Source organism: Hippea jasoniae, assembly GCF_000744435.1.
Lineage (GTDB): Bacteria > Campylobacterota_A > Desulfurellia > Desulfurellales > Hippeaceae > Hippea > Hippea jasoniae.
The window spans coordinates 154,851-173,072 of the sequence record NZ_JQLX01000014.1 but is presented as its reverse complement, the minus strand read 5'-3'; the positions used below and the strand labels follow the sequence as shown (position 1 = coordinate 173,072).

The following is an 18,222-nucleotide window of genomic DNA, read 5'->3' as shown; positions in this document are numbered from 1 at the left end:
GACGATAACCGCTAAAATAGCTCTTTCGGTTACTATTATGCTCGTTCTTTTTTGCACCAACCTTCTGCTCTGATTCAATCTCCATCAATTGATCCATTACCCACTTCAACATACTCAGTATAGGGTCTTCTTCTGCCACAAATTTTGTTAGTAATTCTTTAAAAATTCTGCTATCTTTCCTCATGGGATAGGCTTCTCCTTTCCTTTTTTAGCTTACCGAGAAGTCTATCCTTTTCTTTTGGAGATTCAACAAAATTGCGAAGGTTTTTATACAATATCGAGGTATGAAGAAAGATTTGGTTAGATTATTGAGTGTATGTATAACATTCTTCAGACAAATCTGTTATATCTGGATAAAAAGAAAAAAGATATGTCAACAGAAGGATTATTGGCTGGTGGCTACGGTGGCGCTTTAGTAGGTTCAGCATTTGGTAGAGGCACAGGAAAGTTAGCAACAGTTGGAACAGGTGCCCTAATTGGATCCGCATTGGGTGCTTTAGCTGGTTCTACAATCCATGTAGACACCTATTTTGGAGTTGTGGATATTCAAATTAAACAGAAGGTAAAAGGAGTTGTTCACTCCCACACAGATGCTATTTTAAAAAATGGATCCGCTACAACAACAACCACATCCTATTCAACAAAAACCGCCTATCAAGCCTACAGAACAAGAATAGTAGTTAAAGCTACTCAAACAAACATGAATCTTCAACAGGCAATCGTTGTAGTAGAAAACAAACTTGCAAAAGAAATTGCTGGCATATTTTAGGCAGGGGGCTTTTGCCCCTTTTTAGCCTTTCTCATCCATAAAGTCTTTTACATATTCAATCTTTAAATTCCTATCGTGTAGCTTTTCTTCTATAAGATGTTCAGCTTCCTCTTCAGTTGAGCAATACTCCTCTATACCAAATTCAACACAGCTGACATGAACCTTCCTGCCCTCTTTTGTTAATACAACCTTTACCTTCTTCTCCATAACCACCTCCAGAATATAGATTTACTACACTTTAAAACTTAATCCTTCTGTTTAATATTTCAATTAATCTTGCAAAATCATTGTTTGGGGGATATTATTGGTAGTGTGAGGAAAGCACGATTTTTTATAGACACAATACTTATTGGCATAATAGGGGCTATTGCAGCACAGGTATTCATATTTCTTATTAAATTAACGGAAAAATTTACACTGGAAAAAATAGCCCATTTTACCCCACTGGATGTTATACACATAATATCACACCAGCCGCATTCTCCTATTAATCATATCTTGCTTATTGCCGTAATAACAGCAGGTGGACTTATTTCGGGTTTTTTGGTTTATACATTTGCACCAGAATCAGAAGGTCATGGAACAGATACAGCTGTCAGGGCTTTTCACAGGACAGGTGGCTATATAAGACCTATTGTCACACCTATAAAAATCATAGCAAGCGCTATTACGATAGGAACGGGAGGCTCAGCAGGAAGAGAAGGCCCAACAGCTCTATTCAGCAGCGGCGTTGGCTCAATATATGCTCATTTAAGGAATGCAACACTGGAGGAAAGACGCTTGTTTGTTTTGATAGGTATGGCAAGTGGACTGTCAGCGGTTTTCAGGGCTCCAATAGGTACAGCTATCTTTGCAATTGAAGTGCTTTATTCAGATATGGACTTTGAATCATCCGCTTTAGTCTATACAATGCTTGGATCCTTAATTGCCTATATTCTATCGGGCTTTTTGTGGGGATTTACACCAATCTTCTACATACAACACAACATAAGTATAACAAGTATAGACAGTTACATTTATCTTACTCTTTTAGGTATAGCAAGTGGATTTATTGCAATTATCCTGCCTGTGGTATTTTACTCAACAAGAGATTTTTTCCACATGATAAAGATACCACCCCATTTTAAACCAGCTATCGGTGCATTTGGTGTTGGATTAATTGCTCTTGTCTTTCCTGAAGTTTTGGGTGGAGGATATGGATGGATTCAAAGCGCTATAAATGGCCAGATAGCTACAAATATTTTATTCTATCTTGTTTTTGCAAAGATAGCAGCTTTTAGCCTGACTGTATCCTCAGGCGGCTCAGGGGGCGTTTTTGCACCAACGCTATTTGTCGGAGCTATGCTTGGAAGCCTGTTTGCTGCTTTATTCCATCAACCGTTTGCTGCATTTTCCATTATAGCAATGGCAGCTGTTTTTGGTGCTGCAGCAAGGGCACCGCTTGCAACCGTTATAATGGTTTCTGAGATGACAGGCGGATATAGTCTGCTTGCACCAGCAACGCTTGCCGTAATGATAGCCTATTTTTTGCAGTCTGAATTGACAAAAAAACTCAATATAAAATATTCAAGCTTATACGAGGCTCAGGTGCCTGATAAAGGTTTTTCACCTGTCCATCAAATCAACACCCTGCGCAATATCCTTTTATGTCATACACCTATTCTTTCAATGAAACCTGAAATAGCAGATGATAAAAAGATTTTAAATCTGCTTGAAAGCGGCATTCCTATAGAAATTGAGGATAATAAGGCTCTATTTTTTGGCACAGTAAAGAATACGCTAAAGCTTGAAAAGATAAACACAAGAAGTTTTTATAAAACAGCAGAAATCCTATACATCTTTAGAAACGGTAAATGGCTACATCCAACCCAGATTGTAAAATTGAAGAAAGGTGATGAGGCATTAATTTACGGTGATACAAAAACGATAAACGAGATAAAGGATAACTTTGAAAGCATATCCCAAACATTCTCAAAACTCAAATTGCAAACACTTAAACTAAAAAAACACGCACAGAGCGGTTCTATAAAAAAATAGAAAAGCAGAGGCTTGCTGCCCCTGCGCATGGGAGGTGGCAGACTACCTACCTAAAGGCCGTATACCCTTTTGGGAGTAAAAGTAGCACATTTGAAGCTAAAGCGTCAAGTTATTTGTCAAGTGCCTTTAAAAACTCTTCAGCCTCTTTTGCCCAGATAAAATTCTCTACCTTTACATTGGCTTTTTTTACACCCTCAACAGATAAAATGGCTTTTTTAATCGTTATGGCAAGCTGTAAACCAACGGGGCAGTTTTCGACGGTGGGTTTAAATTTTATATTAACAACACCGTTTTCCTCATCAACCTCAAGGTCGTAAACAAGCTTAAGCTTAACAACATCTTCCCTTAGCTCTGGATCATAAACTCCTTTTAGTTTCTCAATTACCTGTTCTTTTATACTCATAACAACTCCATAGCCTTTGAGAGGATTTCATCTACTGCATGTTTAACAGAATCACACGCCTCATAAGGTATCTGCAGATTAACAATTGCATCAACAACACATTTATCAAAGGGAATCCTGCCCAGAAAAGGCATACCCTCTCTTTTTGCAAACTCTTCAATCTCTTCAGTCTTTTGACTATTCAAATCGTATTTATTCACAACCACGCCACTTTTAATCTTAAATGAGTCGCACAGCTTTTTAACCCTCTTTAGGTCGTGCAATCCAGAAACGGTTGGCTCTGTGACTATTATTACAAAATTAGCCCCTGATATTGTTGATATAACAGGGCATCCTATGCCGGGTGAACCATCAACAAGTATGTATTCAATATTCTTCTCATCGGCAATCAGATGCGCCCTATGTTTCACCATCGTAACGAGATTGCCTGAGTTTTCTGCACCGGGATAGAGTTTTGCATGAACCATAATTCCATAAGCTGTTTCAGACTCATACCACTGGCCACTATAGACATCCTTCATATCAACAGCCTCAACAGGGCATGCAATCTGGCATAGCTTGCATGAATCGCACTTCAGTTCATCAACAACATATTCACCGTCGCTGTTTACATAAATTGCATCAAATCTACAAAGCTGTCTGCATTGATCACATTTTATACACCGATCTGTATTGATAACTGCTTTGGGATTACCTTTAAAAAGTTCCTTATGTTTCACTTCAGGTTTCATCAAAATATACATATTTGCTGCATCGGCATCTGCATCAACAATTACTTTATTTTTAATAACAGAAGCCAACGATGCTGTAAGCGTCGTTTTGCCTGTCCCACCTTTACCGCTTATAACAACCAATTCCTTACTCATATCAGTTCCTCTATCCTTTTGAGAACTTTTTTAAAATCACCTGCGTATTTATCAAAAGGCAGTATTCCTTTGGAATAGCCCTCTGCGATCTGCCTTGAAAATTCAAGTCTGTAGAGTATCTCTATATTTTCCTTCTTGGCATAATCATCAATAAGACTATTCTCCTTTTCGGCTTTATTGATAACTATTCCAAAAGGCAAACCCATATCCCTCACAAGTTCCACAGTCAACCTCAAATCACTCAATCCAAACGGCGTGGGTTCACTGACCAATACAACAAAATCCACACCATCTATTGTTTCAACTACGCTGCAGCTTGTGCCGGGTGGTGAGTCAAGAATAACCGTTTTCTTATCATTCATAAATCTTTTCTTCATCGTGGCTATAAGCCTTGTTGCACTTGCCTCACCGATATTTAAAACACCTTCAACAAAATCTATATTGCCTGCTTTTCCAACATTAAACAGGCCAACCTCTTGCTCAATCTCAACAAGCGCACCCTCAACAGGACAAACATACGCACACGCCCCGCATGAATGGCACAGCTCATCAAAGAACATCACCTTATTAAGCGGCTTGCCCATCACAACCAATGCTTTATAGGCACAGGCATCGGCACACTTTTCACAAAATGTACATCTATCCTCATTGATCTTTGGAACAAGTTCGGTATAGGGAATTGTTTTTTCTATCTCTGGTTTTAAAAAAAATTTTCCATTTGGTTCTTCAGCATCACAATCCAGATACTGGGCATTTTCTGCTGCTTTTGCAAGCATAGTGGCTATTGTAGTTTTTCCTGTTCCACCTTTACCGCTTGTGACAGCTATTTTCATTTTGACTCCTCATGTATTAAAAATTTCAAGCTTTCCCTCTTCCAATAGTTCTATATTCTCTTTCACACTACCACCCTTTGTACTGTAAAGTTTCAAATCTCCTGTTCTTAAAACATCCAGAGCATTTGGACCGTAACTACCACTGACAACGGCATCAACACCCTTTTGCAAAACAAACTTGGCCACAGAGATGCCCACACCTCCCTGATCGTTTATATGGGGGTTTTTTATAGCTTCAAATTCTTTAGAATCTGTATCATACACAATAAAATAATCAGCCCTTCCAAATCTTTCATCCATCTTGGCATCTAAATTATCACCTCTGGCTGTCAAAAGCACTTTCATTTAACCACCCTCCAGTTAAAAAAATTACCCGGGTCAATAAAACCCGGGCTTTAAAGTTTATTCCTCATTTAGCTCTGCCAATCGTTTCTTTAATGCCTCAATCGATTTTGTTAATGTCTCAATCTCATTTTCAATAACTCTTTTTTCATCCTCTTTTGAAACGCCTCCATAAGGATAGTAATTTGGCCAAAATGCTGCTCTTCCAAAGCCAAACCCCCTGCCAAAACCTCTACCCCAGCCTCTTCCAAATCCGCCTCTAAATCCACCTCTAAAGCCAAATCCACCTACCATATAACCAGGAACATTATTACCAGCACAGTATCCCAGACCTCTTCCTGTTCTTGGACCATATCCAAACGGACCTGTTCTGTCACCCCAGGGCATTTTTGCACCTCCTGTTTTGTTTTTTTCTGATTCTATTAATATACCTTTTTTTAACCAAATCAAGATATTATTTAATCACTTATTGAACTTATGTTCAAAAAAAATTGATAGACTTGGCGTCATTTTTTTTGTATTTTTGTTGTATGGAAACAGTTTATCTTGTCGATGGTAGCTCCTTTCTATATAGATTCTACTTTGCCATGAAGGGATTAAGCTATAATGGTTTTCCAACAAGCTCGATATTTGGTTTTGCAAAGCTACTTTTAGATATAGAAAACCTGCATCCATCGTATATCGGTTTTTTCTTTGACACAAAGGCAAAGACATTCAGAGAGGATATGCTTGAAAGCTACAAAAAAAACAGACCAAAAACGCCCGATGATCTGCTTGTGCAAATCGAGCCATCAAAAAAACTCATAGAAGCCTTTGGCATAACAATTATAGAGCTTGACGGCTTTGAGGCAGATGACCTTATTGCAACATATGCAGAAAAGCTCAAAGAAAACCACAAAATTACAATAATAGCTTCTGATAAAGACCTGTTTCAGCTTGTTGATAAAAATATTTTGTTATACGACCCCGTTAAAAAAATCACCTACGACAGAGAAGGCGTTTTTAAAAAGTTGGGCTGTTATCCTGAGCAGGTTGCTGATTACTTAGCCCTTGTGGGCGATTCTATCGATAACATTCCAGGCGTAAAATCGATTGGACCAAAAACCGCAGCCTCACTTTTGCTTAAATTTGGCTCGATTGAGGGAATTTTAAAGCATATAGACAAGCTTCCGCCCAAAACAAAAAAAGCCCTTGAAAACGAGCCAAATATTGAACTCTACAGAAAACTCACAACTGTAGATAGAAACGCACCCATTGAGGTTGATTTAAATCTTCTTAAGAAAAAAGAGCCTGACTACAACAAAATTAGAGAAATCTTTATGGAATTTGGTTTCAAATCGCTTCTAAAAGCACTGCCCAACAACCCAAAAACAGCTCCAATACCTATCGACCAATCAATAATATTTCCCAAAGACAACACAGCCTACATCTACAAAAACTCCAAAACCTCACCAATAATACTTGGCGATATAAACGAGGAAATAAATTGCGTTTATGATTTTAAGAAACTGGATAGATTAGGCATAACATTTAAACACTATCCGTTTGATATAAAACTCGCCTGTTATTTAATTAATGCTGATTCCAAAGGCAACCCGTTTGACTGCTTTGATCTTATAGACACAAATCTTTCAAAAACCATAGCATCGCTGAATAAACCTGAAGAGATTTATGCAGTTAGCTGCAAGCCTCTAAAGGAAATCATAGAAAAACGCAACCTGACATATCTATTAAGTGATGTCGAAACCCCTCTGTCTGTTATTTTAAATGAAATGGAAAAACGCGGTATTCTCATCGACAGCGATCACTTAATAAAGCTTAAAAACGAATTTGAAAATACACTTGCTCAAATAGAAGAGAAAATATACGCAATAGCCCAGGAAAAATTTAACATCAATTCTACCAAGGAGCTTCAGCGAATTCTCTTTGAAAAGCTAAAAATCAAACCAATTAAAAAAACAAAAACCGGCTATTCCACAGACTCAGAAAGTTTAAGTATCTTATCAGAAAAATACGAAATAGCAGCACTTCTTATAAACTACAGAACCATCACGAAGGTCATCACTACATACATAGTGCCGTTTTTAGAAAAGATAGACAACAGTGGTAGAATTCATACAACATTCAACCAGACTTTAACAGCCACAGGCAGACTATCATCATCAAACCCCAACCTTCAAAACCTGCCTGCAGGCGATGATGAAATCCATGCAGGTATAAGAAAAGCCGTTATAGCACCCGATGGCTACAAACTGATCTGCTCAGATTACTCACAAATAGAGTTAAGGGTTCTGGCCCACATGTCAAAAGACCCTGCTTTGATCGAGATTTTTAACAACAATCAGGATATTCACACCCAGACTGCAGTAAAACTCTTTGGTGTCCATCCGGGTATGGTTGACCACAACCTAAGAAGAATGGCAAAAACGATAAACTTCGGCATACTTTATGGAATGGGTTATGTATCACTTGCAAAAACCCTCTCTATAAGTAAGGATAAGGCAAAAGCGATCATAGAAACATACTTTAACCGCTTCAGCAAGGTCAAAGAATACATAGAAAACACCATATCGTTTGCAACAAAAAAAGGTTATGTGGAAACACTTTTTGGCAGAAGACGCTACCTTTTAAACATAAACAGCAAAAATAAAAGAATGGCAGAGTTTGAAAAAAGGGCAGCGGTGAATACAACAATTCAGGGAACAGCTGCAGATATAATAAAAATCGCAATGGTTAAACTACACAAGAAGCTCAAAGATTTTGACGCATACATGGTTTTGCAGGTACATGATGAACTGTTAATTGAAGCTAAAGATAGCATCGCAGAAGAAATTGCATCAGTTGTAAAAGAAACAATGGAAAGTGTCGTGGATTTTGATGTGCCGTTAAAGACAAACACAAAAATTGCCTCAAACTGGTATGATGCAAAGTAAAAAAAAGCTGTTTCTTGAAACGATATCAGGCAAAGCCTCTATAAAAAAACCCATCTGGTTTATGAGGCAGGCTGGCAGGTTTTTAAAAAGCTATCAGAGCATAAAGGAGAAATACACATTTCTACAGATGTGCACAAACCCAGAGATTGCAGCTGAAATAACACTGCTTCCCCTTAAAGAGCTTGATGTGGATGTTTTGATACTCTTTAGCGATATACTTATTCCCCTTCTTGCAAAAAACGGCAGTCTACATTATGCAGAAGGCAAAAGCCCTATAGCCTCAGTGAATTTAGAGGAAAAAACAGACCTTTCTAAATTAGAGTTCGTGAACAAGGCTATAAAGTTAATCAAATCTGAAGCAAAAGATGTTGCGCTTCTTGGTTTTGCTGCTGCACCTTTTACGCTTATGTGCTATACCCACACCAGTGGTGATTTTACAAAACTCAAAACCATGGCGTTTTGCGAAACTCAAAGGTTTAAAAGCATCATTGAACAGATAACAAGCTTAACAATCGAATATTTAAAACTTCAGCTGAAGGCAGGTTGTGATGCCGTTCAGCTTTTCGACAGCTGGGTTGGCATTATGCCCCAAAAAACATTTAAAGATATAATAGCACCACAGCTAAAAAAAATAAGAGATAATGTAGCTGCACCTGTTATCTACTTTTCAAAGGATTCAAATCATCTATTGGATGACATTGCAAAAATTGGTTTTGACTGCATCAGTGTTGATCAAAAAGTAAATATAAAAGACACTTATGAAAAATACTCCTGTTGCATGCAGGGCAATTTGGACAACACGCTGCTTTTGTGCTCCAGAGAAATTATAAAACAGGAAGCTGAGAATCTATTAAAAGAAACAAAAGGCATTCCACACATATTTAACCTCTCCCACGGTGTATTGCCTCAAACACCGCAGGAAAATGTAAAGTTTTTGGTCGATGTCGTACACAACTTTAGTTAATCTTGGCGGTATAAAAAAACCAACTGACATACCCATTTTTCTCTTTAACATGTTTAACGACAGGTTTATATTAAACATACCACAGCCGTTGAGGTTTTTTTTAGCTTTTGCAATAACAACTTTAAGAGCAAAAGAAACCTACAAAATACTCAAACAAACCCCCTCTACCCTTGAGGAGACAACAAAAAAACAAACAGAAAAACTAAAAAATATCTATAAAAAAAATGTAAACTATGTGTTTTCCTACACAAAACCAAAACTCAAGAAAGCAGAAATCTCTTTGCCTATGTTTTGTTTTTTCAGCAAAACCACTCACGGCAAAATTCTTAGCCTTTCAAAAAAAACCCTGCCTCCGTTTTTTATTTATTTAGAATTTGTAGATATGCTACTTATTAGACTCAAACGATTTGAAAAGCTCAAAAACTGCGCTGTGCTATTTTCAGCCCACTCAATACCCTTAAAATACTCAAAAACAGATAGCTACGATAAAGATTTAGATAGATTTAGGCTTCTGCTTAACAATCTTCTAAAACTCCCCGTTTTTTTATCGTTTCAATCAAAATTAGGTCCAGTGAAATGGCTTGAGCCTTCAACATCCTCTGCAATAAAACAGCTATCAAAATTCTACAGCTGCCTAATTATTGTTCCCATTAGTTTTTGTTCAGACAATACAGAAACAATAAACGAAATAGATATAATTTACAAAAAAGAGGCTTTTGAAAGTGGTTTTAAAATATTTCACAGAATACCATGTTTTAACGACGATGCAGATTTTATCAAACTTATGAGTAAAATTATTCCCTGAGTTTTTCGCAATCCTTTTTTCCGGTTTTTAAGTAAAGCTTAAACTTCTTAAGCCAATTAGGCTCACCATCTGGTGAAAGCTTCAAAAAACTCAAGAATTTAACCACCTTCTCCACAGTCTCTGGATGCAGGTAATGCTCTATAGCGCAGGCATCTTCAAATGCAATCGCTTCATCAACCTGCAAAACATCAATAAGAAATTCACTTAAAACCTTATGCCTATTGTAAAGTTTTTCACCTACTTCTCTGCCTGCTTTTGTAAGTTCAATATAACCATAACTTTCATGATTTATTAACCCTTTACTTTCAAGTTGCTTTACTGCATTGACAACCGAAGGCATTTTGACATTAAGTCTATTTGCTATCTGCTTGATTCTTACAACCTTTGATTCTTGAGAAATCTCATAAATTGTCTTCATATAATCTTCAGTAGATGGTGTAAGCTTCAAATCACTCATTTTTATCCTCTAAAGACTCCTTTTGTGAAAAATCCACCTTTTCTATTTTTTCAAATGCTGCCGTGATCTTTTGAGTCGATATTGAAAACTCTGTTGCATCCTTATGCAGCTTTTCAACATCCTTAAATAGCTTCTCCCACCTTGTTTTAAATCGGTTAAAGTTATCTGCAAGTTTTCTAAGCTCAATCTGAATCTGCTCTGCCTGCTTTAGCGTTTTTATATCCCTTGAAACAGCCTGAATGGTTGTAAGAAGCGCAAGCAGAGTTGTAGGAGATGCTATCCAGACTTTATTTCTTCGTGCAAACTCAACAATATCTGCATGATAGGCATTTATATGGGCAAAGATAGCCTCAGCAGGCAAAAACATAACGGCCATATCGGCTGTTACACCGCCAATAATATATTTACCAGCAATATCGGAAATATGTTTTTTTACATCCCTTTTGAATTGTTCCTCAAACTGTTTTTTCTCTACCCCCTCAGCCTCTATCATTTTTACATAATTCTCAAGAGGAAACTTTGAATCGATCGCAACAATGCCTACATTTGGTATTTTCAAAACAGCATCGGCTATAACCTTTTTTGAATCGTTTGTAAGACTGTATTGAATGTCGTAAAGCTCCCGTGATTCCCCAAACACACTGGCAAGTATATTTTCCAGTCTAACCTCGCCAAAAACACCCCTCTTCTTTTTATCATCAAGGATTTTTTGAAGTGAAACGACCTCGCCTGAAAGCTCCTCTATCTTCTTTTGGGCCTCAGAAATTTTTACTATACCCTCAACAATATCTTTAAATGTTTTGTCTATATTTTCAAAACTAACACGCAGCCTTTCATCCACCCTATCACTTATCTGAAGCAATTTGTTATTTACAAGCTCCATAAAATCCTTAGCCTCTTTCTGAGATTGCATAAGCTGCTTTTCTATTGCTGTTGACAGTTCAGTGGACACCTTATCCAGCATCTCGTTTAAATCTTTAAATTTCGTATAAAACTCATCTTTAAGTGTTGAAGATAGAGTGGATACTCTATCTGAAAAGTTAATCAGGGCTTCGGTGTTTTTTTCAAAAGCCTCTTGATTGGAATTTTTTAGATCGCTAACAAGCGTTTCTAACTTTTCCTCCAAAGCCCTGTTTTCCCTCTTTTGACTGAATAGTACAGCCAGCACAACTATATTTACAACTATCAAAGCAACAACAAGATATTCAACCACTACTTTTTAACCTCTTTTTTGAGCTTACTCTCAATCGATTCAATCTTTTGCTTCATTCTGTTTGATCTGTTTTTTCTTATATCAAACTTTACGGTTGCATAGACTCTATTACAATCCTTATCAAGCGTTTTATAACATTCATTGAGAAGATTCAAGGCATCCTCCATAGATTCGGTCTCAAAAACACTACCCATAGGCGTCAGCTTATACTCAAAACCGCTTCTGTCAATAACATCAATAACACGTGATACATAACTGCTAACACTTTCACCTTTATCTGTGGGAAACATTGCAAACTCAACCAATACAGACATAACTACCCTCCAACAATATCTGATGTTCTATCCTCAACAGCTTTTTTAACCTTTTCTATAACCAATGTATCTTCAAGTGTTGAGATATCTTGCTCTATACTTTTGCCCGATGCTATAGCCTTTAATATCCTGCGAACAACCTTGCCCGAGCGTGTTTTGGGAAGCGCATCTACAAAAACGATCTCTGAAGGTTTGGCAATAGGAGAAACCTTATCCCTGACAAGTTCTCTGAGTTTCCTGACTATTTCATCATGATGTGTCTTATCAACACCATCCTTTAGAACAACGAATGCAAACACTTCCTCACCGGTTATGTCATTTGGTCTGCCAACAACAGCAGCTTCTGCTACAAACTGACAGCTTGTTAGTGCGCTTTCAATTTCAGCACAACCAATCCTGTGGGCAGAAACATTTACTACATCGTCTGCTCTTCCTTCCATCCAGAAATAACCATCTTTGTCTTTATAGGCTAAATCGCCTGTATAGTAATACTTTCCGTTAAATTTATCCCAGTAGTAATGTTTGTAGCCTTCGTCATCCTGCCAGAGTGTCCTGACCATTGAAGGCCACGGTTTTTTCAATACTAAATAACCCGTTTTATTAGGCTCCTTTATAATATTACCGTTTTCATCAACGATGTCAGGGAATATTCCAGGCACAGCTATTCCTACGCTACCGGGTTTTTGAGGAACTATTGGTAGTGATGAAATCATGTGCCCCGCGGTCTCTGTCTGACCGTATGCATCGATAACAGGGCATCTTTTTCCGCCCACATGCTCCCAGTACCACAACCATGCCGCTTCATTGAGCCTTTCACCTCCGGTTGTAAGCAGTCTTAACGAAGAAAGATCGTATTTTTTTAGCCACTCCTCACCCCTCCTCATCAATGCTCTGATAGCCGTTGGTGCAGTGTACATAACATTTATTTTATATTTATCAACAAGATACCACCACTGCGCTGGTGTGGGATAAAGTGGTGTTCCCTCATAAATGAAAGTCGTGGATCCTATCGATAACGGTCCATAAAGCGTATAGGAATGACCCGAGATCCACCCTATATTTGCAGTTGACCAGAATGTATCTTCCTCTTTTAAGTCAAAAACCCATCTGGCAGTAAGGATTCTCCACAGTAGGTAGCCTGCAGTTGTATGAACAACACCTTTTGGTTTTGCTGTTGAACCTGAAGTGTATATAATAAACAGTGGATCTTCAGAATCCATTGGCTCAGGCTCGCAATAAGGTTTGGCATAATCAGGATCACTCATTAAATCCTGCCACCAGAAATCCCTTAAGGTCTTCATGGGGACATCTCTATCAGCATGCCTTACAACAACAACATACTTAACAAACTTTAATTTTTCTATTGCTTTATCAACATTTTCCTTTAATGGAATCGTTTTTCCTCCTCTAAAGCCACCATCAGCCGTTAAAACAATGGAACTTTTTGAATCCATAATCCTTTCTTTTAATGCCACAGAGCTCATACCTGCAAATACAACGGAATGAATCGCACCTATCTTGGTGCAGGCAAGCATCGCGATGGGGAGTTCTGGAATCATGGGCATGTATATTATAACCACATCGCCCTTTTTAACCCCAAGCGTCTTTAAAACATTGGCAAATTTGTTTATCTGATACTGAAGCTCTCTATATGTAAGGATCCTTGTCTCACCCTGCTCAGACTCCCAAATGATAGCAGCTCTATTTTTTTTACGGGTAGTAACATGCCTATCAACGCAGTTGTAACACATATTGAGTTTGCCGCCCTCAAAAAATTTAAAAAACGGTGCATTTGAGTCATCCAAAACCTTTTTATATGGCTCAAACCAGCTAATCTCTTTTTTTGCAAAATAATCCCAGAATCCCTCAAAATCTTCTTCAGCCCATTTTGTTAACCTTTCATATTCCTCTTTTGTTAAATTCGCTTTCTTAAGAAACTCCTCCCTTATCTGTACAACCGTACCGTTCATAGCTCCCCCCTATTTATCTTATGATTTACATAATTATAAGAAAGCTTCCAAAAATAGTCAAGAATTTGACAAACCAGATAAAAAATTTAATAAAATAAGCCCATGAATATTACGCTGATCGGATTGCCTTCATCTGGCAAAAGCTCTGTTGGAGTTATACTGGCAAAACTACTTGTAATGGAATTTATCGATACCGATATTATTATCCAAAACAGACACAATCAGTCGCTTCAACAGCTCGTCGATAAACTGGGATATGATGATTTCATCAAAATTGAAGAGAAAGCCATTCTTGATTTAAATCCATCAAACAGCGTCATAGCACCTGGCGGTAGTTTCATCTACTCCCAAAAAGCTATTGAGCACTTAAAAAATATCTCTACACTTATATATCTAAAAATTAGCTACAAAGAGATGCTTACAAGGCTTGGAGACTACTCCCAAAGAGGACTTATTTTGCCTTTTAATCAGACGCTCAAAGATATGTATGAATTTAGAACAAAAAAGTATTCAGAAATATGCGATTTGGAGATAGAAAACGAACACATCACACCATACGATGCAGCTGTAAAAATAAAAGAGGCTTTAGATGGAGTTAAATAAAAAGATCGTTGCAATTATAATAATACTCTATGCGGCTACTGCCTTTTTGAATTTAGGGAAAATGTATTTGCGACACGAAGAGCCGCGCAGGGCAATTATTGCCCTTGAGATGAACTACACGCACAACTACATAGCTCCCACGGTGCTTGGCAGAAACTATTACAAAAAGCCCCCGCTTCACAACATTATAATAGCAATATTCTTTAAAATCTTTGGCGTCAATGAATCCTCAGCCAGATTGATCTCTGTGTTATCGATGTTTGGCATAGCCCTATTAATATTTTTAGCCATCAAAGAAATAGTTGGGTTTGAGGCGGCTGTTTTTGCTGCTTTGGGTTTTGCCACAAGCTATATTGCCTTAATTCAATACGGAATGCTTGCAGAAACCGATATGTTTTTTTCCTTACTTGTTTTTGCAAGCATGCTGTGTATTTTTTACGACAGGATCCTTCTTGGTAGCTTTTTAACTGCTTTAGCGCTGCTAACTAAGGGGTTTCCTGCCCTTCACTACTTCTATTTAACGCTTTTTGGCTGGTATATCTACAAAAAACAGCCAAAAAAGATCTTTAGCAAAAGGGTTATAGGCGGTGGCATTATTATTTTATCGATCTTTTTTGGATGGCTATTGTTATTATCAAAAGGCGACATACACAGATTTAATCTTGCATTGGGGTTTCTTCTTCAGGCCTCTGGAAGCAGGGTTGAAAGCATTCAGCACATATTTGAATCACTAAAGCATTTGATTATCTTTCCTATTTCTTTCTTTATACATGGATTGCCCGCATCAATTGTTTTTTTATTCTTCCTAAACAGTGATTTTAGAGCTAATTTTAAAGAATCCATCACAAGCAATAGCAAAATATCCAGCCTGTTTTATTTTTCTGTCATATCTTTTGTTGTTAACTTTTTGATTTATGCCATAATACCCGATGGGAGAGTAAGGTATACACTGCCACTTTTTGGAATAACAGCCCTCATCTACGGCATTATTTTTTATGTCTATGAGTTCAATGAAGCAGTAAATGCAAAAAAATATTCATTATATGTTTTGTATTTCTTTATAGCCGTATTCGCTGTTGCACTGCTATTTGACTTAGAGTTTCTAAAAACACCATCCATAATGGAAATTTCTCTTGCACTTGTAATATCCTTCCTTTTTATTGTCTTAATAAAAAAAACCCAATCAAACAGTCTGAATCTATTATACTGTGTTGTAGCATCAGGGTTATTGCTTAAACTTGCCTATGCGGCAACATATGAATCCTATCTGTATACCTACTACACAAACTACCGCGGTATAGCCTCAAAGATGGCAAAAATTATTTTGCATAATAATCCACGATATGTTATGACTGATGGCGGAAATTTAAGACTATTTTTTTACCTTGAGAGGGATTTAAAGATGCAACTACACCCTATCAAAAATGGCAAAAATGGCATTATTATCACAAGGAATCCAAAAAGAGTAAAAACGGTTATAAACTCTTTTTCTTTACCTGACCACATATACTATATTGGAAAAAATTAGGAGGTGTTTTTATGTTGGATGAAAGGATAATCTCTCGAGCAATCCTTGAGCGATATTCAAAAAAACTCTTAGATTACCTTGAGTGCGATGTAGCAATCGTTGGTGGTGGCCCTGCAGGAATAGTCTGCGCATACTACTTGGCCAAGGCCGATGTAAAGGTGGCATTGTTTGATAAGCGTTTAACAATCGGTGGCGGCATGTGGGGCGGCGCAATGCTTTTTAATGAGATTGTTGTTCAGGAGATAGGAAAATCTATCCTTGATGAATTCGAAATAAACTACGAAAAATACACAGATGGATACTATACAGCAGACTCCATAGAAGCTGTTACAACCCTTATTTCTAAGGCTACAAAAGCAGGTGCTAAAATATTCAACGCCATAGAGGTTGAGGATGTTGTGTTCAAAAAAATCGACGGACAATACAGGGTAAACGGCCTTGTTATTGGCTGGACAACAGTAAATATGGCTCATTTACCGGTTGACCCACTTGTTGTAACATCCAAATTTGTAGTGGATGCAACAGGTCATGATGCAGAGGTGGCAAGTGTGCTTACAAGGAAAGGCAAAATAAAGCTCAACACAGATTCAGGTGAAGTGGTCGGAGAAAAACCGATGTGGGCAGAAGTAGGCGAACAGTCAACCATTGACCATACAAAAGAGGTCTATCCAGGGCTTATTGTGGCTGGTATGGCAGCTGTTGCAGTAAGTGGCTCCCACAGAATGGGGCCTGTTTTTGGTGGTATGTTAAATTCAGGTAAAAAAGCTGCTCAGATTATAATCGATCAGTTAAAATAACTTGATTTTTTCAAAAAAGCGCCTAAGCTTATAAAAAAGGCGCGGAGGTGAAATATGAATATAAATACATCGCTAAGCGGAATCAGAAACGCTTTTGTAAGGCAGGATGTAGTTGCAAACAACATCGCCAACATAAACACAAAAAACTATAAACAGATCAATGTCGTAAACGAAGAACAGAAAAACGGGGGAGTGAAAGCTACATTCAACAAATCAAAAGCTACTCCAACACACAACAAAAACAATGTCAACCTTGCCCAGCAGATGGTTAACCAGATGAATAATGTCAATCAAGAAAAAGCAAATGTGAAGGTTGTAAGAGCTCAAAACGAAATGATTGGTAGCCTGATTGATCTAAAAGCTTAGCTGTTAATCATTTAAAAATTTAAGGGGGCATCAAGCCCCCTTTTTTTATTACCTTTTTGCCCACAAACCGTGGATATTACAATACTCTCGTGCCCATACCTCTTTGCCCTCGGGCACTTCAAAAACAGCCTCAGGTGCATCTCCAGGATTTAAGAATTTCTTATACACAACACCGTCTACTACAAGTTCAATCCATTCAATGTAGTGTTTCTCCTCCATTGGATGGGCTGTGTTTTCGCCAACCTTTACAATATACTTATCACCTTCCCTCTTTATGAAAGGCACATGCTTCTCTGTAGATGTGTCTGCTGTTTGCTCATCAAGCTTCTTCATAGGCTGTCCGCAGCAAACAAGCGCATCTGCACCCTCATGCAGCACCTCAATAATGTTTCCACAGATATCACATTTGTAAACCTCAAACCTCTTTGTCATAATCCACCTCCTCTTTTTTATATTTCAGGCGTATATTGCCTTTGAGCTAATTCCCTATCAAGCATAAACAGTCCGTTTTTGCTCCCATCAATAAGCTTTAATATATCTATAATCTCTCTATCGTTTGCCTCTTCTTCTACCTGCTCATCTATAAACCACTGCAACATGTTGTAGGTTGCCCTATCTTTGAGTTTTTCGGCAAGGTCAACAAGCTCATTGATGCAGGCTGTAATATGCTGCTCATGTTTCAATGTTTCTTCAAATGCATGCAGTGGCGACTCCCAGCTATTCGGCGGCTCTTTAATTGCCATAAGTTTTACAGGCTCACCCTGCTGTGATAGGTAGTTAAAAAACTTCATCGCATGGTCTGTCTCCTCTTTATACTGAACCATCATCCAGTTTGAAAAACCGTTTAAACCTATGGAATCAAACCATGCAGCCATAGACAGATAAAGATAAGCAGAATAAAGCTCCTCGTTGATCTGCTTGTTCAATGCATCAACCATCTCTTTCTTTAACATTTTTAATCCTCCTTCAATTGATAGTAGCATCTTTTTGGGCTTTCTATTATACCCTCTTTTTTTAGCTGT

The 18,222-nt window shown here is 37.8% G+C and carries 21 protein-coding genes and 1 pseudogene; 9 read left to right on the top strand and 13 right to left on the bottom strand.

The features are described 5' to 3' along the window. Positions 1–184: pseudogene (locus EK17_RS06990) on the bottom strand (IS256 family transposase); the annotation flags it as partial. Positions 185–316: 132 nt separating this feature from the next. Here EK17_RS06990 and traT point away from each other — a divergent pair. Further along, entirely contained in the window at positions 317–769 is a 453-nt protein-coding gene (gene traT / locus EK17_RS06985) for a complement resistance protein TraT (RefSeq protein ID WP_051904498.1), read from the top strand. A gap of 21 nt (positions 770–790) precedes the next feature. Here traT and EK17_RS06980 read toward each other — a convergent pair whose 3' ends face one another. Further along, on the bottom strand, positions 791–976 hold the full coding sequence (locus EK17_RS06980) for a hypothetical protein (RefSeq protein WP_035589031.1): 186 nt from the start codon (positions 974–976) through the stop codon (positions 791–793). Between the two features lie 105 nt (positions 977–1,081). On the opposite strand from EK17_RS06980, the gene EK17_RS06975 reads away from it, so the two are divergent. Then, positions 1,082–2,806 carry a chloride channel protein gene (locus EK17_RS06975; protein ID WP_198018163.1) on the top strand — a complete coding sequence of 575 codons (1,725 nt, stop codon included), beginning with the start codon at positions 1,082–1,084 and terminating at the stop codon, positions 2,804–2,806. Between the two features lie 109 nt (positions 2,807–2,915). Here EK17_RS06975 and EK17_RS06970 read toward each other — a convergent pair whose 3' ends face one another. From EK17_RS06970 to EK17_RS09285, 5 genes are read right to left on the bottom strand one after another with little or no spacing between them, the layout of a single operon-like run. Continuing rightward, the gene (locus tag EK17_RS06970; protein WP_035589028.1) at positions 2,916–3,209 is read right to left on the bottom strand and encodes a metal-sulfur cluster assembly factor; all 294 of its coding nucleotides are present in this window, start codon (positions 3,207–3,209) and stop codon (positions 2,916–2,918) included. Further along, positions 3,206–4,075, bottom strand: a complete 870-nt coding sequence (locus tag EK17_RS06965) for an ATP-binding protein (protein ID WP_035589025.1) — start codon at positions 4,073–4,075, stop codon at positions 3,206–3,208. Before EK17_RS06965 ends, EK17_RS06970 begins: the two co-directional genes overlap by 4 nt. Then, positions 4,072–4,908, bottom strand: coding sequence for a nucleotide-binding protein (locus EK17_RS06960; protein WP_035589023.1), 837 nt, complete (start codon positions 4,906–4,908; stop codon positions 4,072–4,074). Before EK17_RS06960 ends, EK17_RS06965 begins: the two co-directional genes overlap by 4 nt. 9 nt (positions 4,909–4,917) lie before the next feature. After that, positions 4,918–5,253, bottom strand: coding sequence for a NifB/NifX family molybdenum-iron cluster-binding protein (locus EK17_RS06955; RefSeq protein ID WP_035589020.1), 336 nt, complete (start codon positions 5,251–5,253; stop codon positions 4,918–4,920). A gap of 57 nt (positions 5,254–5,310) precedes the next feature. Beyond that, entirely contained in the window at positions 5,311–5,637 is a 327-nt protein-coding gene (locus tag EK17_RS09285) for a DUF5320 domain-containing protein (protein WP_035589017.1), read from the bottom strand. A gap of 143 nt (positions 5,638–5,780) precedes the next feature. Here EK17_RS09285 and EK17_RS06945 point away from each other — a divergent pair, with 143 nt between their 5' ends. Genes EK17_RS06945 through EK17_RS06935 form a run of 3 tightly spaced genes read left to right on the top strand, consistent with a single transcriptional unit; the run spans position 5,781 to position 9,952 of the window. Beyond that, entirely contained in the window at positions 5,781–8,183 is a 2,403-nt protein-coding gene (locus EK17_RS06945; RefSeq protein WP_035589014.1) for a DNA polymerase, read from the top strand. Beyond that, positions 8,173–9,147: a uroporphyrinogen decarboxylase gene (gene hemE, locus EK17_RS06940; RefSeq protein WP_035589011.1), complete on the top strand. Its 975-nt coding sequence runs from the start codon at positions 8,173–8,175 to the stop codon at positions 9,145–9,147. Before EK17_RS06945 ends, hemE begins: the two co-directional genes overlap by 11 nt. After that, positions 9,125–9,952: a ferrochelatase gene (locus EK17_RS06935; RefSeq protein ID WP_035589008.1), complete on the top strand. Its 828-nt coding sequence runs from the start codon at positions 9,125–9,127 to the stop codon at positions 9,950–9,952. Before hemE ends, EK17_RS06935 begins: the two co-directional genes overlap by 23 nt. Here the strand turns inward: EK17_RS06935 and EK17_RS06930 are convergent. Genes EK17_RS06930 through acs form a run of 4 tightly spaced genes read right to left on the bottom strand, consistent with a single transcriptional unit; the run spans position 9,942 to position 13,906 of the window. Then, entirely contained in the window at positions 9,942–10,409 is a 468-nt protein-coding gene (locus EK17_RS06930) for a metal-dependent transcriptional regulator (protein ID WP_035589005.1), read from the bottom strand. The genes EK17_RS06935 and EK17_RS06930 overlap by 11 nt on opposite strands. After that, on the bottom strand, positions 10,402–11,622 hold the full coding sequence (locus EK17_RS06925; protein ID WP_035589001.1) for a DNA recombination protein RmuC: 1,221 nt from the start codon (positions 11,620–11,622) through the stop codon (positions 10,402–10,404). Before EK17_RS06925 ends, EK17_RS06930 begins: the two co-directional genes overlap by 8 nt. Further along, complete coding sequence (locus EK17_RS06920; protein ID WP_035588997.1) at positions 11,622–11,936, bottom strand: MTH1187 family thiamine-binding protein; 315 nt, start codon at positions 11,934–11,936, stop codon at positions 11,622–11,624. The genes EK17_RS06925 and EK17_RS06920 overlap by 1 nt, the downstream gene beginning before the upstream one ends. Before the next feature lie 2 nt (positions 11,937–11,938). Further along, positions 11,939–13,906 carry an acetate--CoA ligase gene (gene acs, locus EK17_RS06915; RefSeq protein ID WP_035588994.1) on the bottom strand — a complete coding sequence of 656 codons (1,968 nt, stop codon included), beginning with the start codon at positions 13,904–13,906 and terminating at the stop codon, positions 11,939–11,941. A 102-nt stretch (positions 13,907–14,008) separates the two neighbouring features. Here acs and EK17_RS06910 point away from each other — a divergent pair, with 102 nt between their 5' ends. Genes EK17_RS06910 through EK17_RS06895 form a run of 4 tightly spaced genes read left to right on the top strand, consistent with a single transcriptional unit; the run spans position 14,009 to position 17,200 of the window. Continuing rightward, the gene (locus EK17_RS06910) at positions 14,009–14,509 is read left to right on the top strand and encodes a shikimate kinase (protein WP_035588992.1); all 501 of its coding nucleotides are present in this window, start codon (positions 14,009–14,011) and stop codon (positions 14,507–14,509) included. Then, positions 14,496–16,037 carry an ArnT family glycosyltransferase gene (locus EK17_RS06905; RefSeq protein ID WP_035588989.1) on the top strand — a complete coding sequence of 514 codons (1,542 nt, stop codon included), beginning with the start codon at positions 14,496–14,498 and terminating at the stop codon, positions 16,035–16,037. The genes EK17_RS06910 and EK17_RS06905 overlap by 14 nt, the downstream gene beginning before the upstream one ends. A gap of 11 nt (positions 16,038–16,048) precedes the next feature. Next, entirely contained in the window at positions 16,049–16,834 is a 786-nt protein-coding gene (locus EK17_RS06900; protein ID WP_035588987.1) for a sulfide-dependent adenosine diphosphate thiazole synthase, read from the top strand. Positions 16,835–16,888: 54 nt separating this feature from the next. After that, a complete protein-coding gene (locus EK17_RS06895) occupies positions 16,889–17,200 on the top strand; it encodes a flagellar basal body protein (protein WP_035588984.1) in 312 nt (103 codons plus the stop codon). A gap of 48 nt (positions 17,201–17,248) precedes the next feature. On the opposite strand, the gene EK17_RS06890 is transcribed toward EK17_RS06895, so the two are convergent. Together EK17_RS06890 and EK17_RS06885 are read right to left on the bottom strand one after the other, a co-directional pair. Further along, positions 17,249–17,632, bottom strand: a complete 384-nt coding sequence (locus EK17_RS06890) for a desulfoferrodoxin (protein ID WP_035588982.1) — start codon at positions 17,630–17,632, stop codon at positions 17,249–17,251. Positions 17,633–17,649: 17 nt separating this feature from the next. Beyond that, positions 17,650–18,153, bottom strand: a complete 504-nt coding sequence (locus tag EK17_RS06885) for a ferritin (protein ID WP_035588980.1) — start codon at positions 18,151–18,153, stop codon at positions 17,650–17,652. Positions 18,154–18,222 lie beyond the last annotated feature (69 nt).

Excerpts from the sequence above, each read along its gene's own strand:
- EK17_RS06955 (WP_035589020.1), bottom strand. The coding sequence starts at position 5,253 with ATGAAAGTGCTTTTGACAGCCAGAGGTGATAATTTAGATGCCAAGATG.
- hemE (WP_035589011.1), top strand. The coding sequence starts at position 8,173 with ATGCAAAGTAAAAAAAAGCTGTTTCTTGAAACGATATCAGGCAAAGCC.
- EK17_RS06910 (WP_035588992.1), top strand. The coding sequence starts at position 14,009 with ATGAATATTACGCTGATCGGATTGCCTTCATCTGGCAAAAGCTCTGTT.
- acs (WP_035588994.1), bottom strand. The coding sequence starts at position 13,906 with ATGAACGGTACGGTTGTACAGATAAGGGAGGAGTTTCTTAAGAAAGCG.
- traT (WP_051904498.1), top strand. The coding sequence starts at position 317 with ATGTATAACATTCTTCAGACAAATCTGTTATATCTGGATAAAAAGAAA.
- EK17_RS06885 (WP_035588980.1), bottom strand. The coding sequence starts at position 18,153 with ATGTTAAAGAAAGAGATGGTTGATGCATTGAACAAGCAGATCAACGAG.
- EK17_RS06945 (WP_035589014.1), top strand. The coding sequence starts at position 5,781 with ATGGAAACAGTTTATCTTGTCGATGGTAGCTCCTTTCTATATAGATTC.
- EK17_RS06935 (WP_035589008.1), top strand. The coding sequence starts at position 9,125 with ATGTCGTACACAACTTTAGTTAATCTTGGCGGTATAAAAAAACCAACT.
- EK17_RS06965 (WP_035589025.1), bottom strand. The coding sequence starts at position 4,075 with ATGAGTAAGGAATTGGTTGTTATAAGCGGTAAAGGTGGGACAGGCAAA.
- EK17_RS06890 (WP_035588982.1), bottom strand. The coding sequence starts at position 17,632 with ATGACAAAGAGGTTTGAGGTTTACAAATGTGATATCTGTGGAAACATT.
- EK17_RS06930 (WP_035589005.1), bottom strand. The coding sequence starts at position 10,409 with ATGAGTGATTTGAAGCTTACACCATCTACTGAAGATTATATGAAGACA.
- EK17_RS06920 (WP_035588997.1), bottom strand. The coding sequence starts at position 11,936 with ATGTCTGTATTGGTTGAGTTTGCAATGTTTCCCACAGATAAAGGTGAA.
- EK17_RS09285 (WP_035589017.1), bottom strand. The coding sequence starts at position 5,637 with ATGCCCTGGGGTGACAGAACAGGTCCGTTTGGATATGGTCCAAGAACA.
- EK17_RS06900 (WP_035588987.1), top strand. The coding sequence starts at position 16,049 with ATGTTGGATGAAAGGATAATCTCTCGAGCAATCCTTGAGCGATATTCA.
- EK17_RS06895 (WP_035588984.1), top strand. The coding sequence starts at position 16,889 with ATGAATATAAATACATCGCTAAGCGGAATCAGAAACGCTTTTGTAAGG.
- EK17_RS06970 (WP_035589028.1), bottom strand. The coding sequence starts at position 3,209 with ATGAGTATAAAAGAACAGGTAATTGAGAAACTAAAAGGAGTTTATGAT.
- EK17_RS06905 (WP_035588989.1), top strand. The coding sequence starts at position 14,496 with ATGGAGTTAAATAAAAAGATCGTTGCAATTATAATAATACTCTATGCG.
- EK17_RS06960 (WP_035589023.1), bottom strand. The coding sequence starts at position 4,908 with ATGAAAATAGCTGTCACAAGCGGTAAAGGTGGAACAGGAAAAACTACA.
- EK17_RS06980 (WP_035589031.1), bottom strand. The coding sequence starts at position 976 with ATGGAGAAGAAGGTAAAGGTTGTATTAACAAAAGAGGGCAGGAAGGTT.